This window comes from Streptomyces aurantiacus (genome assembly GCF_001418335.1).
Taxonomy (GTDB): domain Bacteria; phylum Actinomycetota; class Actinomycetes; order Streptomycetales; family Streptomycetaceae; genus Streptomyces; species Streptomyces aurantiacus.
Genome location: NZ_LIPP01000239.1, coordinates 1 through 16,685, shown reverse-complemented (window position 1 = coordinate 16,685; position 16,685 = coordinate 1). Strand labels below are relative to the sequence as shown.

Below are 16,685 nucleotides of genomic sequence, written 5' to 3'. Positions count from 1 at the left end.
GGCGGGAGGAGCTTGTTGGCCGGCGGGGTGGGGGGGGCCGAGGGGTGGGGGCGGGTGGGGGCGGTCTTCTTGGCCGAGCGGACCTTCTCGCCCAGCTTCTCCAGGGCTTCGGGAGAGCACACGTCGGCGAGGGCGGGGAACAGGTGCCCTTCTTCGTCGGCCACGTGCGTGGTCACCGAGGCCTTCAGCTGCGTCACGAGCGACTCGAACCGGCCGTCGCCGGGCTCGCAGCCTTCCAGTTCCTTGAGCAGGCGCTCCACCTCGGCGTGGTCGGCGAGCTCCTTGTCGGCAAGGTCGTCGCCGTCGTCGACGTAGCGGCGCACTGTGGGGTACAGGTACGCCTCTTCGGCGACCGAGTGGCGGATCAGCTCCATGGTGAGCTGGTCGGCGAGCCGGCGCCGGTCCTGGTCGTCGGCCGGCAGTGCTTCGATCTGGGCGAAGAGTTCGTCGACTTCGCGGTGGTCCGTGGTCAGTTCACTGATGACGTTGCCGCCGTGTCCCATGCTCGCTTCGTTCCCTTTCTCCGGTTTTTCGCTGCTCTGTCAGGTTGCGGCATATGAAGCGCCTGCGCCCCTTCTGGGTTGCCAATGGGAGGCGGCGTATGCCGACGGTATGGAGGGAACGGGTGAGGTTTCGTACGCGCCGGTGTGGCAGCTCGGTCTTCTGATGAGCTTTCTTGTTCAATTCACCGGCAGGCGGGGACCCGGGCGGCACGCCGCGGGTGGCCCCGCCTTCCCTACGTGTTCCGGCAATTGAGAGGCAGACCCATGGCAGACATCAGCCCGATCGACATGCAGAAAGCTCTGAAAGGCGCCGACTACCCGGCCAACCGCGACGACCTCGTGGCGCTGGCCAAGGAAAACGGCGCGGACGACGCTCTCGTCGAGAAACTGTCCAACACCGGAACCGAGCAGTTCGACGGCCCCAATGAAGTGCAGAAAGCCGTGTTCGGCTGAGAAGGGCTGAGAAGGGCTGAGATTGGCTGGGCGCGCAGCGGCCGGTGACATCGATCGCATCGATCGCATAGAACGCTCAGGAATAACCGCTCCGCTGGAAACGCCGCGCCTATGGGCCGGATTCAGTCTTCGCCGTTGCGGGCGTCGCTGAGGGTGTCGTTGAGGGTGATGACCACTTTGATGTCCTCGTCCCGGGCGGTGAACGCCTCCGCGGCGCGTTCCAGCGGCACGCGCCTGCTGATCATCCGCGCCGGCCAGTCCGGTGCCGCCTTGGCCAGCGCTTCGGCCGCCTGGCGGTAGTGGCGCAGGTTGGCGTTCACGGAGCCCACCACCGCGTCGTTCTCCAGCACCAGCTCCCGGTTGATGGTTCCCGCGTCGACGGAGAGCTGCCGTCCCCGGGGGGAGACGCCGGTCAGGCAGACGATTCCGTACGTGGCGGTGCCCGAGATGGCGTCGAAGACCAGGTGTCCTGCCCCGGTCGCCTCGATCACCACGTCGGGGGCGACGCGGGAGGTCACCTGGTCGATGTCCTCGCAGTGATACGTCGCACCCAGGCTCCTCACCAGGTCCGGCTTCGGTCCGGTGGTGACCCGGTCCAGGACATGGACGTCCAGTCCGCGCTGTACGCCCAGCAGCGCGGCCAGCAGACCGATCGGCCCGGCGCCGGTCACCAGGACCCGTTGTGGTGCGAACCAGGCACGGCCACCGATCCGCTCGATCTGCTCCCACGCCTTGGCCACCACGGTGGTGGGCTCAAGCAGCATCCCGACGCGTTCCAGAGCGGGGTCGAGCTTGACGGCGTAATCGCTCTCCACGGTCCACAGTTCGCTTCCGTAGCCGGCGCGTTCCTTGATGCCCCGCTCGGTGTAGCGGCCGTTGCGGCACATGTCGAACTCGCCACGGGCGCACGCTCCGCAAGGCACCGGGTCCGGCCGGCGCACCACACCCACCACCAGGTCTCCGGCCCGGAAGCCGCTGCCCGACGGCGCCTCGCGCACCCGGCCCAGCGACTCATGGCCCAGCACCAGCCGCTCCTGGCCGGCCGGCGCCCACCCGTACTCGCCCGCCACGATCTCCTTGTCCGTGCCGCAGACGCCGACCGCCAGGCCGTCGACCAGGAGCTCACCCGGGCCGGGTACCGGATCGGGCACGTCACGTATCTCCAGGGACCCGGACCCGGACCCGGCGTCCTGAGGGTGAACGGTTATCGCGCGCATGAGCACTCTCCCTCACTTCGGCGTCGTCCCCTCTGGGATCGACTCCCCGTTCCCCGTTCCCCGTTCCCCGTTCCCCGTTCCCCGGTTCCGTTCCCGCTTCCTCTTCCGCGAGTGCCGGTCCTGGCTTCGCCAGACGTTCGCCGGACGTTCGCCGGACGTACGGGCCGGCCTGTACGTCCCGAGCAGCGGCGTCGCGGCGTTACGGCGTTACGGGCCGGCCGTGCCGGGTACCGGTGGTGCGGTCGGCGCGGCGGGTGCCGGCCGTAGCGGAGGAGACGCGGCATGGACTCTTCGGTGGACCGGATCGCGCAGCCGTGGGGCGGCCGTACTCCGTACGGGCGGCATGACGCGTGGCCCACGCGGGTGGACACCCACCTCATGGAGGGGGTCTCACCGGGTGACGTGCAGCGATGGGTGCGGGCCGCCTCGATCCTCCACTCCGACGGCGACGCGATGGACATCGCGGTCAAGGACGGCCGCATGGTCGGCGTCCGGGGACGCGCCGAGGACCGGGTGAACCACGGCCGCCTCGGGCCGAAGGACCTCTTCGGCTGGCAGGCCAACGCCTCCTCCGACCGGCTGACCCGGCCGCTCGTCCGCCAGGACGGCCGCCTGGTCGAGACCGACTGGGCGACCGCGATGGACCGGATCGTGTCCCGGTCGAAGGACCTTCTCCAGGAGAAGGGACCCGGTTCGATCGGCTTCTACACCACCGGCCAGCTGTTCCTGGAGGAGTACTACACGCTGGCGGTCCTGGCCCGCGCCGGCATCGGCACGAACCACCTCGACGGCAACACCCGGCTCTGCACCTCCACGGCCGCCGAGGCGCTCAAGGAGTCCTTCGGCTGCGACGGCCAGCCCGGCAGCTACGACGACATCGATCACGCGGACGTCATCGCCCTCTTCGGACACAACCTGGCCGAGACACAGCCCGTGCAGTGGATGCGCGTCCTGGACCGGCTCGACGGCAACGATCCGCCCCGCCTCCTCTGCGTCGACCCCCGGCCGACCCAGGTGGCGCGCCGGGCCACCGTGCACCTGGCCCCGCGCCTGGGCACCAACGTGGCGCTGCTCAACGCGCTGCTGCATGAAATCCTCCGTACCGGCCGGGTCGACCACGCGTACGTCGAGGCCCACACCGTCGGATTCGAGGAGCTGGAGACCCGGATCAAGGACTGCACCCCCGAGTGGGCGGCCGGCGTCTGCGACGTTCCGGCCGCGCGCATCGCCGAGGCCGCCGAGATCCTCGGCTCGGCCGACCGGCTCCTGTCGACCGTCCTCCAGGGCGTCTACCAGTCCCACCAGGCCACCGCGGCCGCCGTGCAGATCAACAACATCCACCTGATCCGCGGCATGCTCGGCCGGCCCGGAGCGGGCGTGCTCCAGATGAACGGCCAGCCCACCGCCCAGAACACCCGGGAATGCGGCGCCAACGGCGACCTGCCCGGCTTCCGGAACTGGGAGAACGACCAGCACGTGGCGGACCTGGCGAAGGTGTGGAACGTCGAGCCGAAGCAGATCCCGCACTACGCGCCGCCCACCCAGGCGATGCAGATGTTCCGCTACGCCGAGCAGGGCTCGATCCGCATGCTGTGGATCAGCGGCACCAACCCCGCCGTGTCCCTGCCCGAGCTGTCCCGGATCCGCTCGCTCCTCTCCCAGGAACGGCTGTTCGTCGTCGTCCAGGACCTGTTCCTGACCGAGACCGCCCAGCTGGCCGACGTGGTGCTGCCCGCCGCGACATGGGGTGAGAAGACCGGAACCTTCACGAACGCCGACCGCACCGTCCACCTGGCCGAGAAGGCCGTCGAACCGCCGGACGGGACCAAGCCCGACCTGGACATCTTCCTCGACTACGCCGCCCGCATGGACTTCCGCGACAAGGACGGCGGCCCGCTGATCCCCTGGCACGACCCGGAGTCGGCGTTCGAGGCGTGGAAGCGGTGCAGCGCCGGCCGGCCGTGCGACTACACCGGCCTCACCTACGACAAGCTGCGCGGCCCGACCGGAATCCAGTGGCCGTGCAACGACGACGCCCCCGACGGAACGGAACGCCTCTACACCGACGGCATCAGCTGGTCACACCCCGACACCTGCGAGACGTACGGCAAGGACCTCGTCACCGGTGCCTCGGACAGCGTGGTGGAGTACCGCTCCCTCAACCCGGACGGCAAAGCGATGATCAAGGCCGCCGACTACGTTCCGCCCCATGAAGGGCCCAGCGCGGACCACCCGTTCCAGCTCACCACGGGGCGGACGATCTACCACTTCCACACCCGGACCAAGACCGGGCGCGCTCCGCAGCTCGACGCCGCCGCGCCCGACGTATGGGTGGAGGTGTCCGTCGCCGACGCGGCCGAGCGGGATCTCGGCGAGGGCGATCTGGTGGAGGTCTCCACGCCCCGGGGCGCGCTGCGGGGACGGGTCCGGGTCACCGGCATCCGGCCGGGTCTGCTGTTCGTGCCGTTCCACTACGGCTACTGGGACACTCCGGCAGGACACGGCCCCGACGAGAACACCCCTGGCCGTGCCGCCAACGAGGCGACCGTCACGGACTGGGACCCGGTCTCCAAGCAGCCGCTGTTCAAGACCGCCGCGGCGGCCCTCACCCTCGTCGAACGCGGTGACGGCCGGCCCGCCCCCGCGCCGACCACCACCGCGTCCGCGCCATCGGGCACCGGGGGTGAGCGTGTTCCCGCGACGACGGGCGGCCCGTCCGCGCACGCCACCCAGTCCGCGCACGCCATCCGGCCCGAGGACGCCATCCGGTCCGCGCACGCCATCCGGTCCGAGGACGCCGCCCAGTCCGCGACCGCGCTGCGGAACGGCCGTGAGGAAGGCAGCCAGTGAACGGCATCACCCTGACCCTGCGCGCCCTGCACCACGGCGAGAAGCATTTCGCCGGACACCTGGTCACAGTGGCGGAACGCCATCGCACCGAGCACGAGATCTTCTACGTCGCCACGGACCTGGCCCGCTGGTCCCGTGAACACGTCCAGCGCCTGGCCGACACGGGCCACCACTACGGCCTGAATCTCGATCTCGGCAGGGCACCCGGCACATCCGACCCATCCGGCACGGGTGTCCTGGCCGTGCTCAGGGAGAAGGCGGCGGAGGCCATGGGCCGCCGGCCCGAGCCCGGTCTGCTGCTCCTGCGCGACCTGCGGGAACTGCACCTCGGAGCGACCGAGAACTCGCTGTACTGGGAAATGCTCGCCCAAGCCGCCCAGGCCGGCAAGGACGACCGGCTCCTGGCGCTCGCCTCCTCCTGCCACCCGCGGACCCTGCGGCAGCGCGCTGGTCAAACACCATGATCAAAAACCTCTCCCCGCAAGTCCTGACCAGTTCCTGGTTACGGCGGGAGGAGGCGGGAGGAGAGCGACGTCCGGGACGGGGCGTTCCGGTCGGCGGTGCGCGCGGCCCAGGCGCCGGTGGTCAGGACCCCCAGGGCGAGTACGGCCAGACCGCAGCCGACGATGATCCACCAGGCGGCCTGGCGGGACCCGCCGGCGATCACCGCGCCGGTCACCGCGATGCCGAGTGCGGCGCCGACCTGGCGGCCGGTCGCGGCGATCGCCGCGACCACTCCGGCCCGGGCGCGCGGCAGACCCGAGACCGCCGTGTAGGTGATGGGCGCGTTGACGAAGCCGAAGCCCACGCCGAAGAGTGCGTACGCGGCGTAGAGGAGGAGCTCCGAAGGATGGCCGGGGCGGGTGGCGGGGACGGCCAGCAAGCCGCCGGCGGCGATGCCGGCGCCGGCGAGCAGCAGCGGGACGCGGGGGCCGCGGTTGCCCACGATCCGGCCGGCCAGCGGCGGGCACAGCAGTGACGGCACCGCCATCGGCAGCAGACGTATCCCGGTGTCCAGCGCGCCGAGCCCCAACACCTGTTGCAGATAAAGGCTGTTGGCGAACAGGAAGCCGCCGAGCGCGGCGAACGCGCACACTGCCATCACCGTCGCCCCGCTGAAGGGCGCACTGCGGAAGAGGCGCGGCTCGATCAGCGGTTCGTCGCGTCTCGCCTCGTACGGTACGAGGACGGCCGCCGCCCCTGCCGCGGCGATCAGGCAGACCACGATGACGGGCGAGGTCCAGCCTCGGCCGGGCACTTCGATGACGGCGTAGGTCAGCGCGCCGAGCGCGGTGATCACCAGCAGTTGGCCGACCGGGTCGACCCTGCGGGGCCGGGGGGCGCGGGACTCGGGGACGTACAGGACGGTGAGCAGCAGCGCGGCCAGCCCGATCGGGACGTTCAGCCAGAACACCGACCTCCACCCGGCCGTCTGCGCCAGCACGCCGCCGAGGATCGGCCCCGCGGCCATGCTGACACCGACCACCCCGCCCCACACGCCGATGGCCCTGGCTCGTTCCCGCGGCGCCGGGAAGGCGTTGGTGAGGATCGCCATGGCGACCGGGGTGAGCATGCAGCCGCCCACCGCCTGTGCCATACGGAAGACGATCAGCCAGCCCAGCGACGGCGCCAGACTGCACAGCGCCGACCCGCCGGTGAACAGTACGAGCCCGAGGAGGAAGACGCGGCGTCGCCCGACGCGGTCGGCCGTGGAGCCGGCCAGCATCAGCAGCGAGGCCAGCACGATGGTGTACGCGTCGAGCGTCCACTGCAGGCCCGACACGGAGGCGTGCAGGTCCTGCTGTATCGAGGGCAGGGCGACATTGAGGATGGTGGTGTCGAGGCTGACCAGCAGCACACTCATGCAGCAGACGACCAGGATCAACGTGGGTCCCCGACCGACGGGTTGAGGCATCGGGCCCGACCTTTCCGGGTGAGTGCCGGGAGATGGGATGAGTGCCGGGGCAGCGTCGAGGTGAGTGACGGGACCGGCGTCGAGGTGAGTGACGGGGCCCGCGTCGAGATCGTTGTCGGGGCCGGCGTCGAGTTCAGTGCTGCGGCCGGTGGGTGGCGTGGGCGTCGGCGAAGTCCCAGACGACCGGCAGGAGTTGTTCGGGCGTCTCGGTCTGCGGCATGTGGCCGGTGCCCTCCAGCAGACGGAACTCCGCGCCGGGGACGGCCTGTGCGTACGCGCGTCCGTAGTCGGCGTCCACGACCTGGTCGCTCGCGCCCCACGCGACCCGGGTGGGATGGGCGATCTTGGCGAGACGGTCGGGCAGGGTCGGGTCGGCCATGGCGTACGGGCCCGAATACACCTGGAGGGCGGCACGGTTGGCGGCCATGACCGCGAGCTGCGCCTCGGTCAGGGTGCTGGGGTCGAAGCGGAACTTCGAGGGGTCGTGGAAGGAGAGGCGGGACAGCTCGACGGGTGTCAGGGAGAAGGTGTCGGCTATCGGGTGGCCGGTGACGGGGATGCCGACGGCGTTGACGAGGGTGACGCTGGTGATCCGGTCGCTGCCCAGCGCCGCCAGTTCCGCGGCGATCCAACCGCCGATCGAATTCCCGACGACGGCGACGTCCCGCAGGTCGAGCGCGTCGAGCAGGTGGGCGTACACCTGCGCCAGGGTCGTGACGTCGGTCAGCCAATCGGGGCGGACGGTGCCGCCGAAGCCGGGGTGGACGGGGGTGAACACCCTGGCCGGCCGCTGTTCGGCGAGGAGGCCGGCGAACGGGGCGACGGTCTGGGGGCCGCCGCCGCCGTGCAGGAGCAGGAAGGGGTGTCCCTGCTCGCCGTGGAGGTCGACGGTGACGTCGAGGGTGCCCTGGTCGAGCTGGAGGGTGTGAGTGCTGCGGGTGGTCATCTTCGTGCTCCTCAAGTGGAGGGTTTCAAGTGGGTGGTTTCGTGGGGGAGATGGGGCCGCTTCAGGGCGAGATCGCGGCCGCTTCAGGCGGAGACGGAGGGGGCGGGGAGATGGGCGGCGCCGTCACGCGAAGTCGGTCGCGGGGACGGTGGCGTAGCGGCTCATGACCGCGACGGTCGACTCCGGGGTCAGTGCCTGGCCGCCCGCGATCATGTCGCGCAGGTCGTGGAAGTACTGCACGTACAGGTCCGGGGTGAAGGTGTTGAGCAGCACCGCCAGCTCGTCGCCGAGGTTGGCGAAGGTGTGCGGGGCGCCGGGCGGGATCATCGCGAGCGTGCCGGCCGGCGCCTCGTGGGTGGTCTCCCCGACGGTGAAGTGGACGGTGCCGGAGACCACGTAAAAGCCCTCGTCGTGCTGGGCGTGCCGGTGCTGCGGCGGGCCCTGGGTGTGCGGGGCGATGGTGATCTCTCCGATGCCGAGGCGGTGCCCCGTGGTGCTGCCGTCCTCAAGGATGCGCATCTGCGTCGGACCGAGCTGGATGGTCTCGCCGTCGTTCGGGCCGACCACGGAAACCGTGCTCATGACTCCTCCTTCGTGAGCTCCCTCGTGAGAGCTCCTTCGTGAGAGCTGACTCTCAGGAGAGTAGAGATGTAGGTCTCGTAATGCAAGTGAGCTCTCATAAGGAGGGGTGACTGCTATCGTGAGGGAGGGATCAACGGGAGGAGTCACCTGATGACGGCGCAGACGGGTGCGGGCCGCACCAACCAGAAGCAGCGCACGCGGACGGCGATCGTGGCGGCGGCCCGGCAACTCACCGCCACCGGTGCCGAGGTGACCATGCCCGCGATCGCCCGCGCGGCCCTCGTCTCCGAGGCCACCGCCTACCGGTATTTCCCGGACCTGCCCTCCCTGATCAGTGAGGCACTGGCCGGCGTCTGGGCGCCCCCCGCCGAGGCGCTCGCACCGGTCGCGGACTCCGTCGACCCGGTCGAACGCGTCGCGTTCGCCTGCGAGTTCCTGCTGCGCGGCATCCTCGCCCGGCAGGGCTCGGTACGGGCGATGATCGCCGCCACCGTCACCCGGCCCGAGACGGTGACCAGGCGCCCCGGCATCCGCTTCGGCCTCATCGACCACGCGCTCCTCCCCCTGGAGGACACCCTCGGCACGACGGACCCGGACGCCTTCGCCCAGCTCAAGCGGGACCTCGCGGTGGTCGTGAGCGCCGAGGCACTCTTCACCCTCACCGATCTGTGCGGACTCGGTGCCGAGGAGGCCGTCATCAGTGCCGTACGTACCGCGTCCACGCTCACGGAAGCCGCGGTGCGCTCGACCGCGTAGCGGCCCCCACGGAGACGACGGCCGATGGACGGCCGTCGGCGGACCACTGTCGGCGGCACGGGCGGCTCTGTTTCCGCGAGGTGGGCGCGGGTACTCCGCGTAGCGCTGTGGCGCTGTGGCGCTGTTCTGGACCGTGGGGCCCGCGTGGGGCCTGCGTGAGGGCCGTGAGGGAGAGGATCGCCGTGTCGGCAGAGAGGCTTGGCCCGGTGCTGGTGGCTGACGCGGGATCGTCGAGTCTGCGGCTGGCCGTGTTCGGCGACGACGGCCAGGTCCTCGCCGAGCACCACAGTTCCTCCGCCCCCGGCGACGACGCGCCCGGCGCGCTGCGGAAGCTGCTGGACGAAGCGCCGGCACCCGTGGCCGTCGGTCACCGCATCGTCCACGGCGGACCCCGCCTGCGAAGCCACACCCTGGTCGGGGACGACGTCCGTGCTCTTCTCCGGGACGCGGCCGACCTGGCACCGCTGCACGTTCCCCCGGCGCTCGCCGTCCTGGACGCCGCCAGGGAACTGCTGCCCGGCGTGCCGCAGGCCGCTTGCTTCGACACCGTCTTCCACGCGGACCTGCCCGCGGCCGCACGGGAGTACGCGGTGCCGGCCGCCTGGCGTGCGGAGTACGGGCTGCGTCGTTACGGCTTCCACGGGCTGTCGTACGCCTGGGCGCTCGACCGGGCCGCGGAGCTGCTCGGCCGCGGTCCCGAGCGGCTCCAGGTGGTGATCGCCCACCTCGGCGGCGGCTGCTCGGCGTGCGCGGTGCGCGACGGGCGAAGCGTCGATACGACGATGGGGTTCACTCCGCTGGAGGGGCTGGTGATGAGCCACCGCAGCGGCAGCGTGGATCCCGGCGCCCTGACGTGGCTGCAGACCCGGCATGGGCTGTCCGCCGACGACATCGAGAACGCGCTGAACCACGACTCCGGGCTGCTCGGCCTGTCCGGCACGTCCGACGACACGCGTGACCTGGTACGCAGCCGAGCGGCGGGCAGCGAGCGCGCCGCTCTCGCCCTGGACGTCTTCACGCACCACTGCCGCCGGGGGATCGCCGCCATGGCCGCCTCCCTCAACCGGCTCGACGCCCTCGTATTCACCGGGGAGATCGGCGAGGACCAGCCCGAGGTACGGGAAGAGGTGTGCGCCCGGCTCACCGCCCTCGGCCTGACCGGCGGCCTGCGCACACCCGCCGACGCCGACCGCCCCGACATCATCAGCGAGCCGGGGGCGCGCATCCCGGTCGTCGTGGTCCCCACCGGAGAGGCCCAGCAGGTCGACCGCGAGACCCGACTGCTCCTGCGGGCTTCCTGAACTGCGGCGGTGGTTTCGGGTGATGCTCCTGGGTACCGGGCACAGGACAGGAACAGGGGGACGGGGGGACAGGCACCTGCGCAGGAGAGGAAACACTGATCATGGCGGACATTCCTGAAGCGGAACTGGACGACCTGTGGAACGAGTTCCACGCGGTGGTCAACATGACCTCGCGTGAACTGAGCGACTGGCTCATGACCCGTTCCGCGGGCGAGCAGACCGAGGAGATGCCGGACCAGTCCGGCACCAAGAACGGCCGCCGGGTGCTGGAGATCCTCGGCAAGCGGCGTACCGACCTGACCGCCGACGACATCCGGGTCATGCGCAAGGTCATCGACGTCGTCACCACCGAGCGCGGCGTCGACATGGAACCCACCGCCGGCGAGGCCCACTGGCGCCACCGGCTGATGACGCTCGGCCACGACCCGCTGAAGCCGCTGGCCTCCGACGCCGGTGGCACCCGCGCCCAGCAGCAGCGCTGACCCGTCCCGACCGCCGGGAGGTCGGCCTGACCGTGGGAGGCAGGCCCGGCCGTGAGAGCCCGGCCGGGCCGACGCCGTCTGCGCGTCCATGAGTGATCGAGTCCTCGATCGGGGCACTCTTCAGACATGCGTGTGGCGCGGTTGAGGAGGAGTGACGTCAACGGGCCCGGGATCAGACGCGCCCGTTCCGGTCGAGGATTCCGCTACCTGGACGCGTCGGGGCGCCCCGTCACCGACCCCGGGGAGAAGGAACGCCTGCGGCGGCTCGTCATTCCACCGGCGTGGCGCGACGTGTGGATCTGCCCCTGGCCCAACGGGCACCTCCAGGCCGTCGGCACCGACGCCGCGGGCAGGCGCCAGTACCTGTACCACCCGAGGTTCCGCGAGCAGCAGGAGGCGGCGAAACACGACCACGTCCTTGAGGTCGCCGCCGTGCTCCCCGAGGTGCGCGCGCACGTGGCAGCGGACCTCGCCGGCCGCGGACTGACCCGCACGCGCGTCCTGGCCTGCGCTGTCCGCCTGCTCGACCTGGGCTTCTTCCGCGTCGGCAACGAGGCGTACCGGCGGGACAACGGGACGTACGGGCTGACCACCCTGCTCAAGGAGCACGCCTCCTGCCGGGGCGGCGAGGTGTGCCTCACGTACCCGGCGAAGTACTCGAAGACGCAGACGCGCGCAGTCGTCAACCCGCACGCCTGCACAGTGCTGCGCTCCTTGCTGCGCCGCCGCGGCGGGGGCGATCACCTGTTCGCCTACTGGGAGGGCGGGGCCTGGCACGACGTGCACGCCGAGGAGCTGAACGACTATCTGCGTACCCGGGCGGGAGCGGACATCACCGCGAAGGACTTCCGCACGTGGCACGCCACTGTTCTCGCGGCAGTCGCCCTCGCCGTGTCGGCACGGATCGCCGACGAGTCGAAGGCCGCACGTAAGCGCGCGGTCGTCCGTGCCGTCCGCGAGGTCAGCGAGTACCTGGGCAACACGCCCGCGGTGTGCCGGGCCTCGTACATCAATCCACGGGTCATCGAGCTCTTCGAAGAAGGCCGCACGGTCGCCGCCGACCTCGACCGGCTCGGCGACGGCGCGGTCTTCGGCCGGCCGGCCACCCAGGGAGCCGTCGAGGAGGCGGTCCTGCGGCTGCTGAGCAGCTGAGCTGCTGACGTGGTTGACGTGGGTGGTTGACGTGAGTGCCGACGTCTGACGTTCAGATGCCGGAGGCCGGTGAGGTCGTCAGCCCGCGGACCGGCCGGGCGACAGAGCGCGCACGGCTTCGCTGACGTTGTCGTACGTCTTTCCCTCGGGCAACCGCTGTACCGCGGCCAGCGCCGAGTCCGGCGCATGGTGCGACTCCAACGTCCTCAACAGCGTCTGCCGGTCCGCGGGGAACGTGGTGCGCTCCAGGTGGCGGCTCAGTTCCATACGCATGGCCTCGGCCTCGGCCGCCGAGCGGGCCCGCTCGCGCTCCTCACCCGGTGGCGGTACGGGGCCGCCCGGGTCCACGACGACATCGTCGTCCGCCGGGGGCTCGGGATCGTTCGCCTCCTCGACGTGTGTGTGCTGACCGGAGCTCAGATAGCCGTCCAGTTCGTGCTTCAGTTCGTCGTCCTTGCGCGGACTCACGGGGTTGCTGCCTCGTTCCACGGCACAACACCTCCCTTGTCGCGGGCACAGCTGTCCCTGCGCCCGTCCCTGTGCCTGTCCCTGTGCCTGTCCCTGTGCCTGTGTTTGTCCCTATGCCGGACTCGGCTCGTACGTCCAGCGCAGCAGGGCGCCGAGTCCTCCTGCCGGGATGTCGTCGGCCGTCCCCTCGAAGGGCACGACCAGTACGTCGGCGGACGTGGCCGCCGCGGACCGCAGCAAGGCGTCGTCGGCCCGTACGGAGAGGGGCTCGCCCACTCCCAGGGCCTCGGCGTCGGTCCGCCGCACCGCCACCTGGTCGGGGTCGGCACCCGCCCACAACTCCCGGTGCAGGTCGGGGCCGTCCGACCGCACCAGAAGGGTGTCGATACGGTGCTGCCGGGCGGCGTCCGCCACAGCGGGCACGCCTTCCACCGCGTCGGTGGGCCGGTCGGTGCCCACGCGGCCGGCCCGGAAACGGTCGAGCGCCTGCTCGACGCGCCGGTACAGGGAATCCTGCCGCGCCTTCTCGATGGCCTCCTCCAACGCCGGGGAACCGGAACCGGCGGCGCGCCCGCCGTGCTCCGTCTCCACCGCCACGGCACGCACCGTTTCCGGGAGCTTCTCGTACACGGCGCGACGCTCCCGGGGGCCGCCCACCAGCACCACGAGATCGGCGCCGGATTCCTCGTGGGCGGCGGCCAGCGCCTCGGCGATCTCCGCGGCGTTGTGCTCCCAGGTGTTCTCGACCTTGAACTGGAAATGCCGCTCGGACCAGTCGGACGAAGCCGCGCGGTGCACGGGCCACTGCTCGCCCTCCACGTTCCCGGCGTCCTGCGGCCCGCCCGCCTCCCGCAGCTGGAAGTCGGCGCCGGTGCGGTCGACGTAGGCCACCAGGCACACCGGGTCCTGGCCGCAGAGCTCCAGCAGGGGAGCCAGCCGCGGCAGGGGCGCCCAACAGGCCAACTCCTCCTGCGGCCGGCGGGACAGCCGATGGCTGAGCACGACCTCGCCGCCGGTGGCGAAGAGGACCCGCCCCGCCGGATCGTCCGCGGGCGAAAGCCCCGCGAGATGGCCGCGGACGGCTTCCGCGGTGGCCTTGTCGGCGCCCTCCTGTTCCAGCGTGCGGCAGATCTGCCGCACCGACAGCTCACGGCGCTTGGCACCTGACTCGTCCGGCTGCCCTGGATCGAAGTACACCGTCGCCCAGGGACCTGGACGGTCCAGGAGTGGTTGCAGAAATGAAAGACGCATGGTGGCTCCTCGTCGGCCCGTCCACGACCGGCCGACGGTCGGGTCAGTCCGTGTTCTCGTTCTCAGAGCGTCCGCGCTCAGAGCGTCCGCGTTCGCTTTCGCCGCGTTCGCTCTTGGGCCCGCGACCACGTTCCGTACGCGGACCCCGGCTGCGCCACTGCGAGTCCCTCTGCAACGTCTCGTTGGCCTGGTCGTTGGCGTCCTGGTCCGAGACGCCCTCGCCTTCGGCGTCCTTGCGCAGCCGCGCACGTCGGGTGTCGTACTTCTTGCTGCCGGGTTCAGGCATGGCGATCACCTCTTGCGTGCGGGTCCCCCGCGCAAAGGGGTGCAAACTACCCGTGTGGCGAGATCGATCACGGGCTCCGTGATCAGGGTCAGGGCCGGGAGCGGATCTGCAGGCCGGGGCGGCGCGGGTGGACGGTGAGGTAGGACAGTCCCTCGCTGTGGGCGGTGAGACCGCGGGTGGAGCCACGCGGCAGCCAGACCAGGCGGCCCTGGGTGAGGGCTTCCGACCCGCCAGGGGTTACGAGTGTGCCGTCGCCGGCGATGACGAGGAGAAGGACGTCCAGGTCCGGTTCGGCGTGGGCGTCGACACTCCGGCCGGCCGGAAGATGCACGAGGTTGGCATCGAGCTGGCGTCCGGACTCGGCGAGTTTCCACAGGGCTCCGGAGGCGGCCACGGGGAGCCCGGTCAGTTCCTGGACGTCGCACAGGACACTCGCGGTGGGTGTCGGGGCCACGCCGCCTGATTCGTGTGTCACAGCGCCCTCTTCCACGTCAGTGCCGTCGCGATCCGCGTGCACCGTATGCGGGAGTCTATGCAGGAGCCCGCCTGTACGCCTTGGCCGGTCAGGGGTTCCGGTCAGGGGCTGGGATCGGTGTGCCGCAGGCCGTCGTGGATCAGGTGCATCACATCGAGGGCGGCCTTCTCCCAGCCGGGCTGGTCGTGCGAGGCGCAGATGCCGCCCATGGCGCGGAACACGGTGTCCGCGGTGACGTCGGCGCGGATCGTCCCGTCGGCGACGCCGGCGGCCATCAGCTGCCCGATCGTGTCGGACATGGCTTCGCGGCCCTGGTTGAACACCGGCGATCCCAGGTCCATCACCGTCTTGAGGGCGACGGCCATGCTGCGGCTCTCCACCGCGTGCTGGACGAGCTGCTCCATGAACACCCGGAGCGCTTCGTGGGGCGGCAGGGATTCCAGGAGGTCCGGTGCCCGGTGGCACAGGTTCTGTATCCGCTCGTCGTAGACGGCCTCGATGACGGCCTCGCGGGTGGCGAAGTGGCGGTAGAAGGTGCCGACGCCCACTCCCGCGCGGCGGGCGATCTCCTCGACGTGGATGTCCGACTCGCCTGCGGTGAAGGCCTCGCGCGCCGCGGTGAGGAGGGCGTCGCGATTGCGTTGCGCGTGGGCGCGCAGCGGCCGGCTCTCCGCAGGGCGCGCAGGTGTCGGCGCGGGGCTCGCGGGTTCGCCGTGCTCGTCCACCGCTGTGTCCTCCTCGTATCCGGCCGGTCCGTGCCCCACCTTACCGGAATGCGATTCCGGTTCCGGTAAGGTGTACCGGAATCGGATTCCGGTTTGCCGTCCGGCGCCCCGCCCGGCGCACCGCTCGGCACACCACGTCAACCCGGAAGGCACAGCCATGCTCCACACCACATTCGGCCGCGGTACCGGCCTGCGCGTGTCCGAGTACGCGCTCGGCACCGCCAACTACGCCACCGGCCCCGACGCCCCGGCCGGCCCCGCCGAGGCACGCGCGATCTTCGACGCGTTCGCCGAGGCGGGCGGCACGTTCATCGACACCTCCGACCGCTACCAGGACGGGCAGTCCGAGACCGTGCTCGCCGACCTGCTGGCCGCCGACCGCGACCGGTTCGTCCTGTCCACGAAGTACACCCGGGGCAGCGAGGGCAAGTACGGGATCAGCGAGAACGGCAACGGCCGCAAGACGATGGTCCGTTCCCTGGAGGCCAGTCTGCGGCGGCTCGGGACCGACTACGTAGACGTGTACTGGGCCCATCTGCCGGACGGCGTCACCCCTGTTGAGGAGATCGTCGCGACCTTCGACGACCTCGTGCGCGCCGGGAAGATCCTCCACGGCGGCCTGTCCAACTTCCCCGCCTGGCGGGTGGCGGCAGCCGCCACTCAGGCCGTGCTGCGCGACCGCGCCCCCGTCGTCGGCATCCAGGTCGCCTACAATCTCGCCGACCGCACCGCGGAGCGCGAACTGCTGCCGATGGCGGAGGCGTTCGGGCTGGGCGCGGCCCTCTACTCGCCGCTGGCCGGCGCCGTACTGACCGGCAAGTTCCGGCAGGACGGCCACGGCAGCCGACGGCCGGCGCGCCCGGAGGACGGGCACACCAGCGCTGTCCTCGACACCGTCCTCGACGTCGCCGACGAGTGCGGTACGAACGCCGCCCAGGTCTCCGTGGCGTGGCTGCGGGCCCGCGCGGCCCGTAGCGCGACCGCCCTGATCCCGGTCATCGGCCCGCGCACCACCGCGCAGCTGCACGCGTATCTCGCCGCGTTGGACCTCACCCTGACCGACGAGCAGTACGAGCGGCTGGAGCGGGTCAGCGCGGTCGCCCTCGGCACCCCGCACGAGACGGTCGCCGCAGCCCTGCCGACCATCTTCGGCGGCGACCCCGGCCTCCTGCGCCGCCACCCGGTACCGGTGGTCTGACCCCACCCGGGGCCCACCCGGGCCCACCCGGACCACCCGTTGTCCCCCACGTGAGCCACACACGCTGTCCGCCGCAGGGGGACGTCCCGGGGTGCCCCCTCCTCATAGCGTTCCTCTCGATGCAG

The 16,685-nt window shown here is 71.2% G+C and carries 17 protein-coding genes and 1 pseudogene; 8 read left to right on the top strand and 10 right to left on the bottom strand.

Translation table 11 applies throughout. The annotated features are described in order from the left end of the window. A partial coding sequence (locus tag AOK01_RS28640) for a hemerythrin domain-containing protein (protein ID WP_055516724.1) occupies positions 1-503 on the bottom strand: 503 nt, incomplete at its 3' end. A 264-nt stretch (positions 504-767) separates the two neighbouring features. On the opposite strand from AOK01_RS28640, the gene AOK01_RS28635 reads away from it, so the two are divergent. After that, positions 768-956: a DUF2795 domain-containing protein gene (locus AOK01_RS28635; RefSeq protein ID WP_055516722.1), complete on the top strand. Its 189-nt coding sequence runs from the start codon at positions 768-770 to the stop codon at positions 954-956. Positions 957-1,078: 122 nt separating this feature from the next. On the opposite strand, the gene AOK01_RS28630 is transcribed toward AOK01_RS28635, so the two are convergent. After that, positions 1,079-2,173: a glucose 1-dehydrogenase gene (locus tag AOK01_RS28630; protein WP_055516720.1), complete on the bottom strand. Its 1,095-nt coding sequence runs from the start codon at positions 2,171-2,173 to the stop codon at positions 1,079-1,081. A gap of 282 nt (positions 2,174-2,455) precedes the next feature. On the opposite strand from AOK01_RS28630, the gene AOK01_RS28625 reads away from it, so the two are divergent. Continuing rightward, a complete protein-coding gene (locus AOK01_RS28625) occupies positions 2,456-5,023 on the top strand; it encodes a molybdopterin oxidoreductase family protein (RefSeq protein ID WP_079103833.1) in 2,568 nt (855 codons plus the stop codon). Then, positions 5,020-5,519, top strand: a pseudogene (locus AOK01_RS28620) (hypothetical protein); the annotation flags it as partial. The gene AOK01_RS28625 and the pseudogene AOK01_RS28620, both read left to right, overlap by 4 nt. Positions 5,520-5,525: 6 nt before the next feature. Here AOK01_RS28620 and AOK01_RS28615 read toward each other — a convergent pair. From AOK01_RS28615 to AOK01_RS28605, 3 genes are all read right to left on the bottom strand, one after another. Beyond that, a complete protein-coding gene (locus AOK01_RS28615) occupies positions 5,526-6,938 on the bottom strand; it encodes an MFS transporter (protein WP_055516718.1) in 1,413 nt (470 codons plus the stop codon). 133 nt (positions 6,939-7,071) lie between these two features. Continuing rightward, entirely contained in the window at positions 7,072-7,884 is an 813-nt protein-coding gene (locus AOK01_RS28610) for an alpha/beta fold hydrolase (RefSeq protein ID WP_055516716.1), read from the bottom strand. Between the two features lie 123 nt (positions 7,885-8,007). Then, positions 8,008-8,466, bottom strand: coding sequence for a cupin domain-containing protein (locus tag AOK01_RS28605; RefSeq protein ID WP_055516714.1), 459 nt, complete (start codon positions 8,464-8,466; stop codon positions 8,008-8,010). Positions 8,467-8,616: 150 nt separating this feature from the next. On the opposite strand from AOK01_RS28605, the gene AOK01_RS28600 reads away from it, so the two are divergent. From AOK01_RS28600 to AOK01_RS28585, 4 genes are all read left to right on the top strand, one after another. Continuing rightward, a complete protein-coding gene (locus tag AOK01_RS28600) occupies positions 8,617-9,222 on the top strand; it encodes a TetR/AcrR family transcriptional regulator (RefSeq protein WP_055516712.1) in 606 nt (201 codons plus the stop codon). Positions 9,223-9,428: 206 nt separating this feature from the next. Beyond that, positions 9,429-10,523, top strand: a complete 1,095-nt coding sequence (locus AOK01_RS28595) for an acetate/propionate family kinase (RefSeq protein WP_245702447.1) — start codon at positions 9,429-9,431, stop codon at positions 10,521-10,523. Positions 10,524-10,624: 101 nt separating this feature from the next. Further along, positions 10,625-11,005 carry a DUF3140 domain-containing protein gene (locus AOK01_RS28590; protein WP_055516708.1) on the top strand — a complete coding sequence of 127 codons (381 nt, stop codon included), beginning with the start codon at positions 10,625-10,627 and terminating at the stop codon, positions 11,003-11,005. Between the two features lie 126 nt (positions 11,006-11,131). After that, the gene (locus tag AOK01_RS28585; protein ID WP_055516706.1) at positions 11,132-12,157 is read left to right on the top strand and encodes a DNA topoisomerase IB; all 1,026 of its coding nucleotides are present in this window, start codon (positions 11,132-11,134) and stop codon (positions 12,155-12,157) included. Positions 12,158-12,235: 78 nt separating this feature from the next. Here AOK01_RS28585 and AOK01_RS28580 read toward each other — a convergent pair whose 3' ends face one another. From AOK01_RS28580 to AOK01_RS28560, 5 genes are all read right to left on the bottom strand, one after another. Continuing rightward, positions 12,236-12,646: a DUF2795 domain-containing protein gene (locus AOK01_RS28580; protein ID WP_055516704.1), complete on the bottom strand. Its 411-nt coding sequence runs from the start codon at positions 12,644-12,646 to the stop codon at positions 12,236-12,238. 90 nt (positions 12,647-12,736) lie between these two features. Beyond that, on the bottom strand, positions 12,737-13,876 hold the full coding sequence (locus AOK01_RS28575) for a baeRF2 domain-containing protein (RefSeq protein ID WP_055516703.1): 1,140 nt from the start codon (positions 13,874-13,876) through the stop codon (positions 12,737-12,739). A gap of 43 nt (positions 13,877-13,919) precedes the next feature. Then, complete coding sequence (locus AOK01_RS28570) at positions 13,920-14,162, bottom strand: hypothetical protein (RefSeq protein WP_055516725.1); 243 nt, start codon at positions 14,160-14,162, stop codon at positions 13,920-13,922. An 88-nt stretch (positions 14,163-14,250) separates the two neighbouring features. Next, positions 14,251-14,637 carry a hypothetical protein gene (locus tag AOK01_RS28565; protein WP_055516701.1) on the bottom strand — a complete coding sequence of 129 codons (387 nt, stop codon included), beginning with the start codon at positions 14,635-14,637 and terminating at the stop codon, positions 14,251-14,253. A 101-nt stretch (positions 14,638-14,738) separates the two neighbouring features. Continuing rightward, positions 14,739-15,362, bottom strand: coding sequence for a TetR/AcrR family transcriptional regulator (locus tag AOK01_RS28560; RefSeq protein ID WP_055516699.1), 624 nt, complete (start codon positions 15,360-15,362; stop codon positions 14,739-14,741). A gap of 157 nt (positions 15,363-15,519) precedes the next feature. Between AOK01_RS28560 and AOK01_RS28555 the strand changes: the two genes are divergently transcribed. Beyond that, positions 15,520-16,560, top strand: coding sequence for an aldo/keto reductase (locus tag AOK01_RS28555; protein ID WP_055516697.1), 1,041 nt, complete (start codon positions 15,520-15,522; stop codon positions 16,558-16,560). Positions 16,561-16,685 lie beyond the last annotated feature (125 nt).

Excerpts from the sequence above, each read along its gene's own strand:
- AOK01_RS28570 (WP_055516725.1), bottom strand. The coding sequence starts at position 14,162 with ATGCCTGAACCCGGCAGCAAGAAGTACGACACCCGACGTGCGCGGCTG.
- AOK01_RS28625 (WP_079103833.1), top strand. The coding sequence starts at position 2,456 with ATGGACTCTTCGGTGGACCGGATCGCGCAGCCGTGGGGCGGCCGTACT.
- AOK01_RS28610 (WP_055516716.1), bottom strand. The coding sequence starts at position 7,884 with ATGACCACCCGCAGCACTCACACCCTCCAGCTCGACCAGGGCACCCTC.
- AOK01_RS28555 (WP_055516697.1), top strand. The coding sequence starts at position 15,520 with ATGCTCCACACCACATTCGGCCGCGGTACCGGCCTGCGCGTGTCCGAG.
- AOK01_RS28575 (WP_055516703.1), bottom strand. The coding sequence starts at position 13,876 with ATGCGTCTTTCATTTCTGCAACCACTCCTGGACCGTCCAGGTCCCTGG.
- AOK01_RS28605 (WP_055516714.1), bottom strand. The coding sequence starts at position 8,466 with ATGAGCACGGTTTCCGTGGTCGGCCCGAACGACGGCGAGACCATCCAG.
- AOK01_RS28600 (WP_055516712.1), top strand. The coding sequence starts at position 8,617 with ATGACGGCGCAGACGGGTGCGGGCCGCACCAACCAGAAGCAGCGCACG.
- AOK01_RS28630 (WP_055516720.1), bottom strand. The coding sequence starts at position 2,173 with ATGCGCGCGATAACCGTTCACCCTCAGGACGCCGGGTCCGGGTCCGGG.
- AOK01_RS28585 (WP_055516706.1), top strand. The coding sequence starts at position 11,132 with ATGCGTGTGGCGCGGTTGAGGAGGAGTGACGTCAACGGGCCCGGGATC.
- AOK01_RS28615 (WP_055516718.1), bottom strand. The coding sequence starts at position 6,938 with ATGCCTCAACCCGTCGGTCGGGGACCCACGTTGATCCTGGTCGTCTGC.
- AOK01_RS28635 (WP_055516722.1), top strand. The coding sequence starts at position 768 with ATGGCAGACATCAGCCCGATCGACATGCAGAAAGCTCTGAAAGGCGCC.
- AOK01_RS28590 (WP_055516708.1), top strand. The coding sequence starts at position 10,625 with ATGGCGGACATTCCTGAAGCGGAACTGGACGACCTGTGGAACGAGTTC.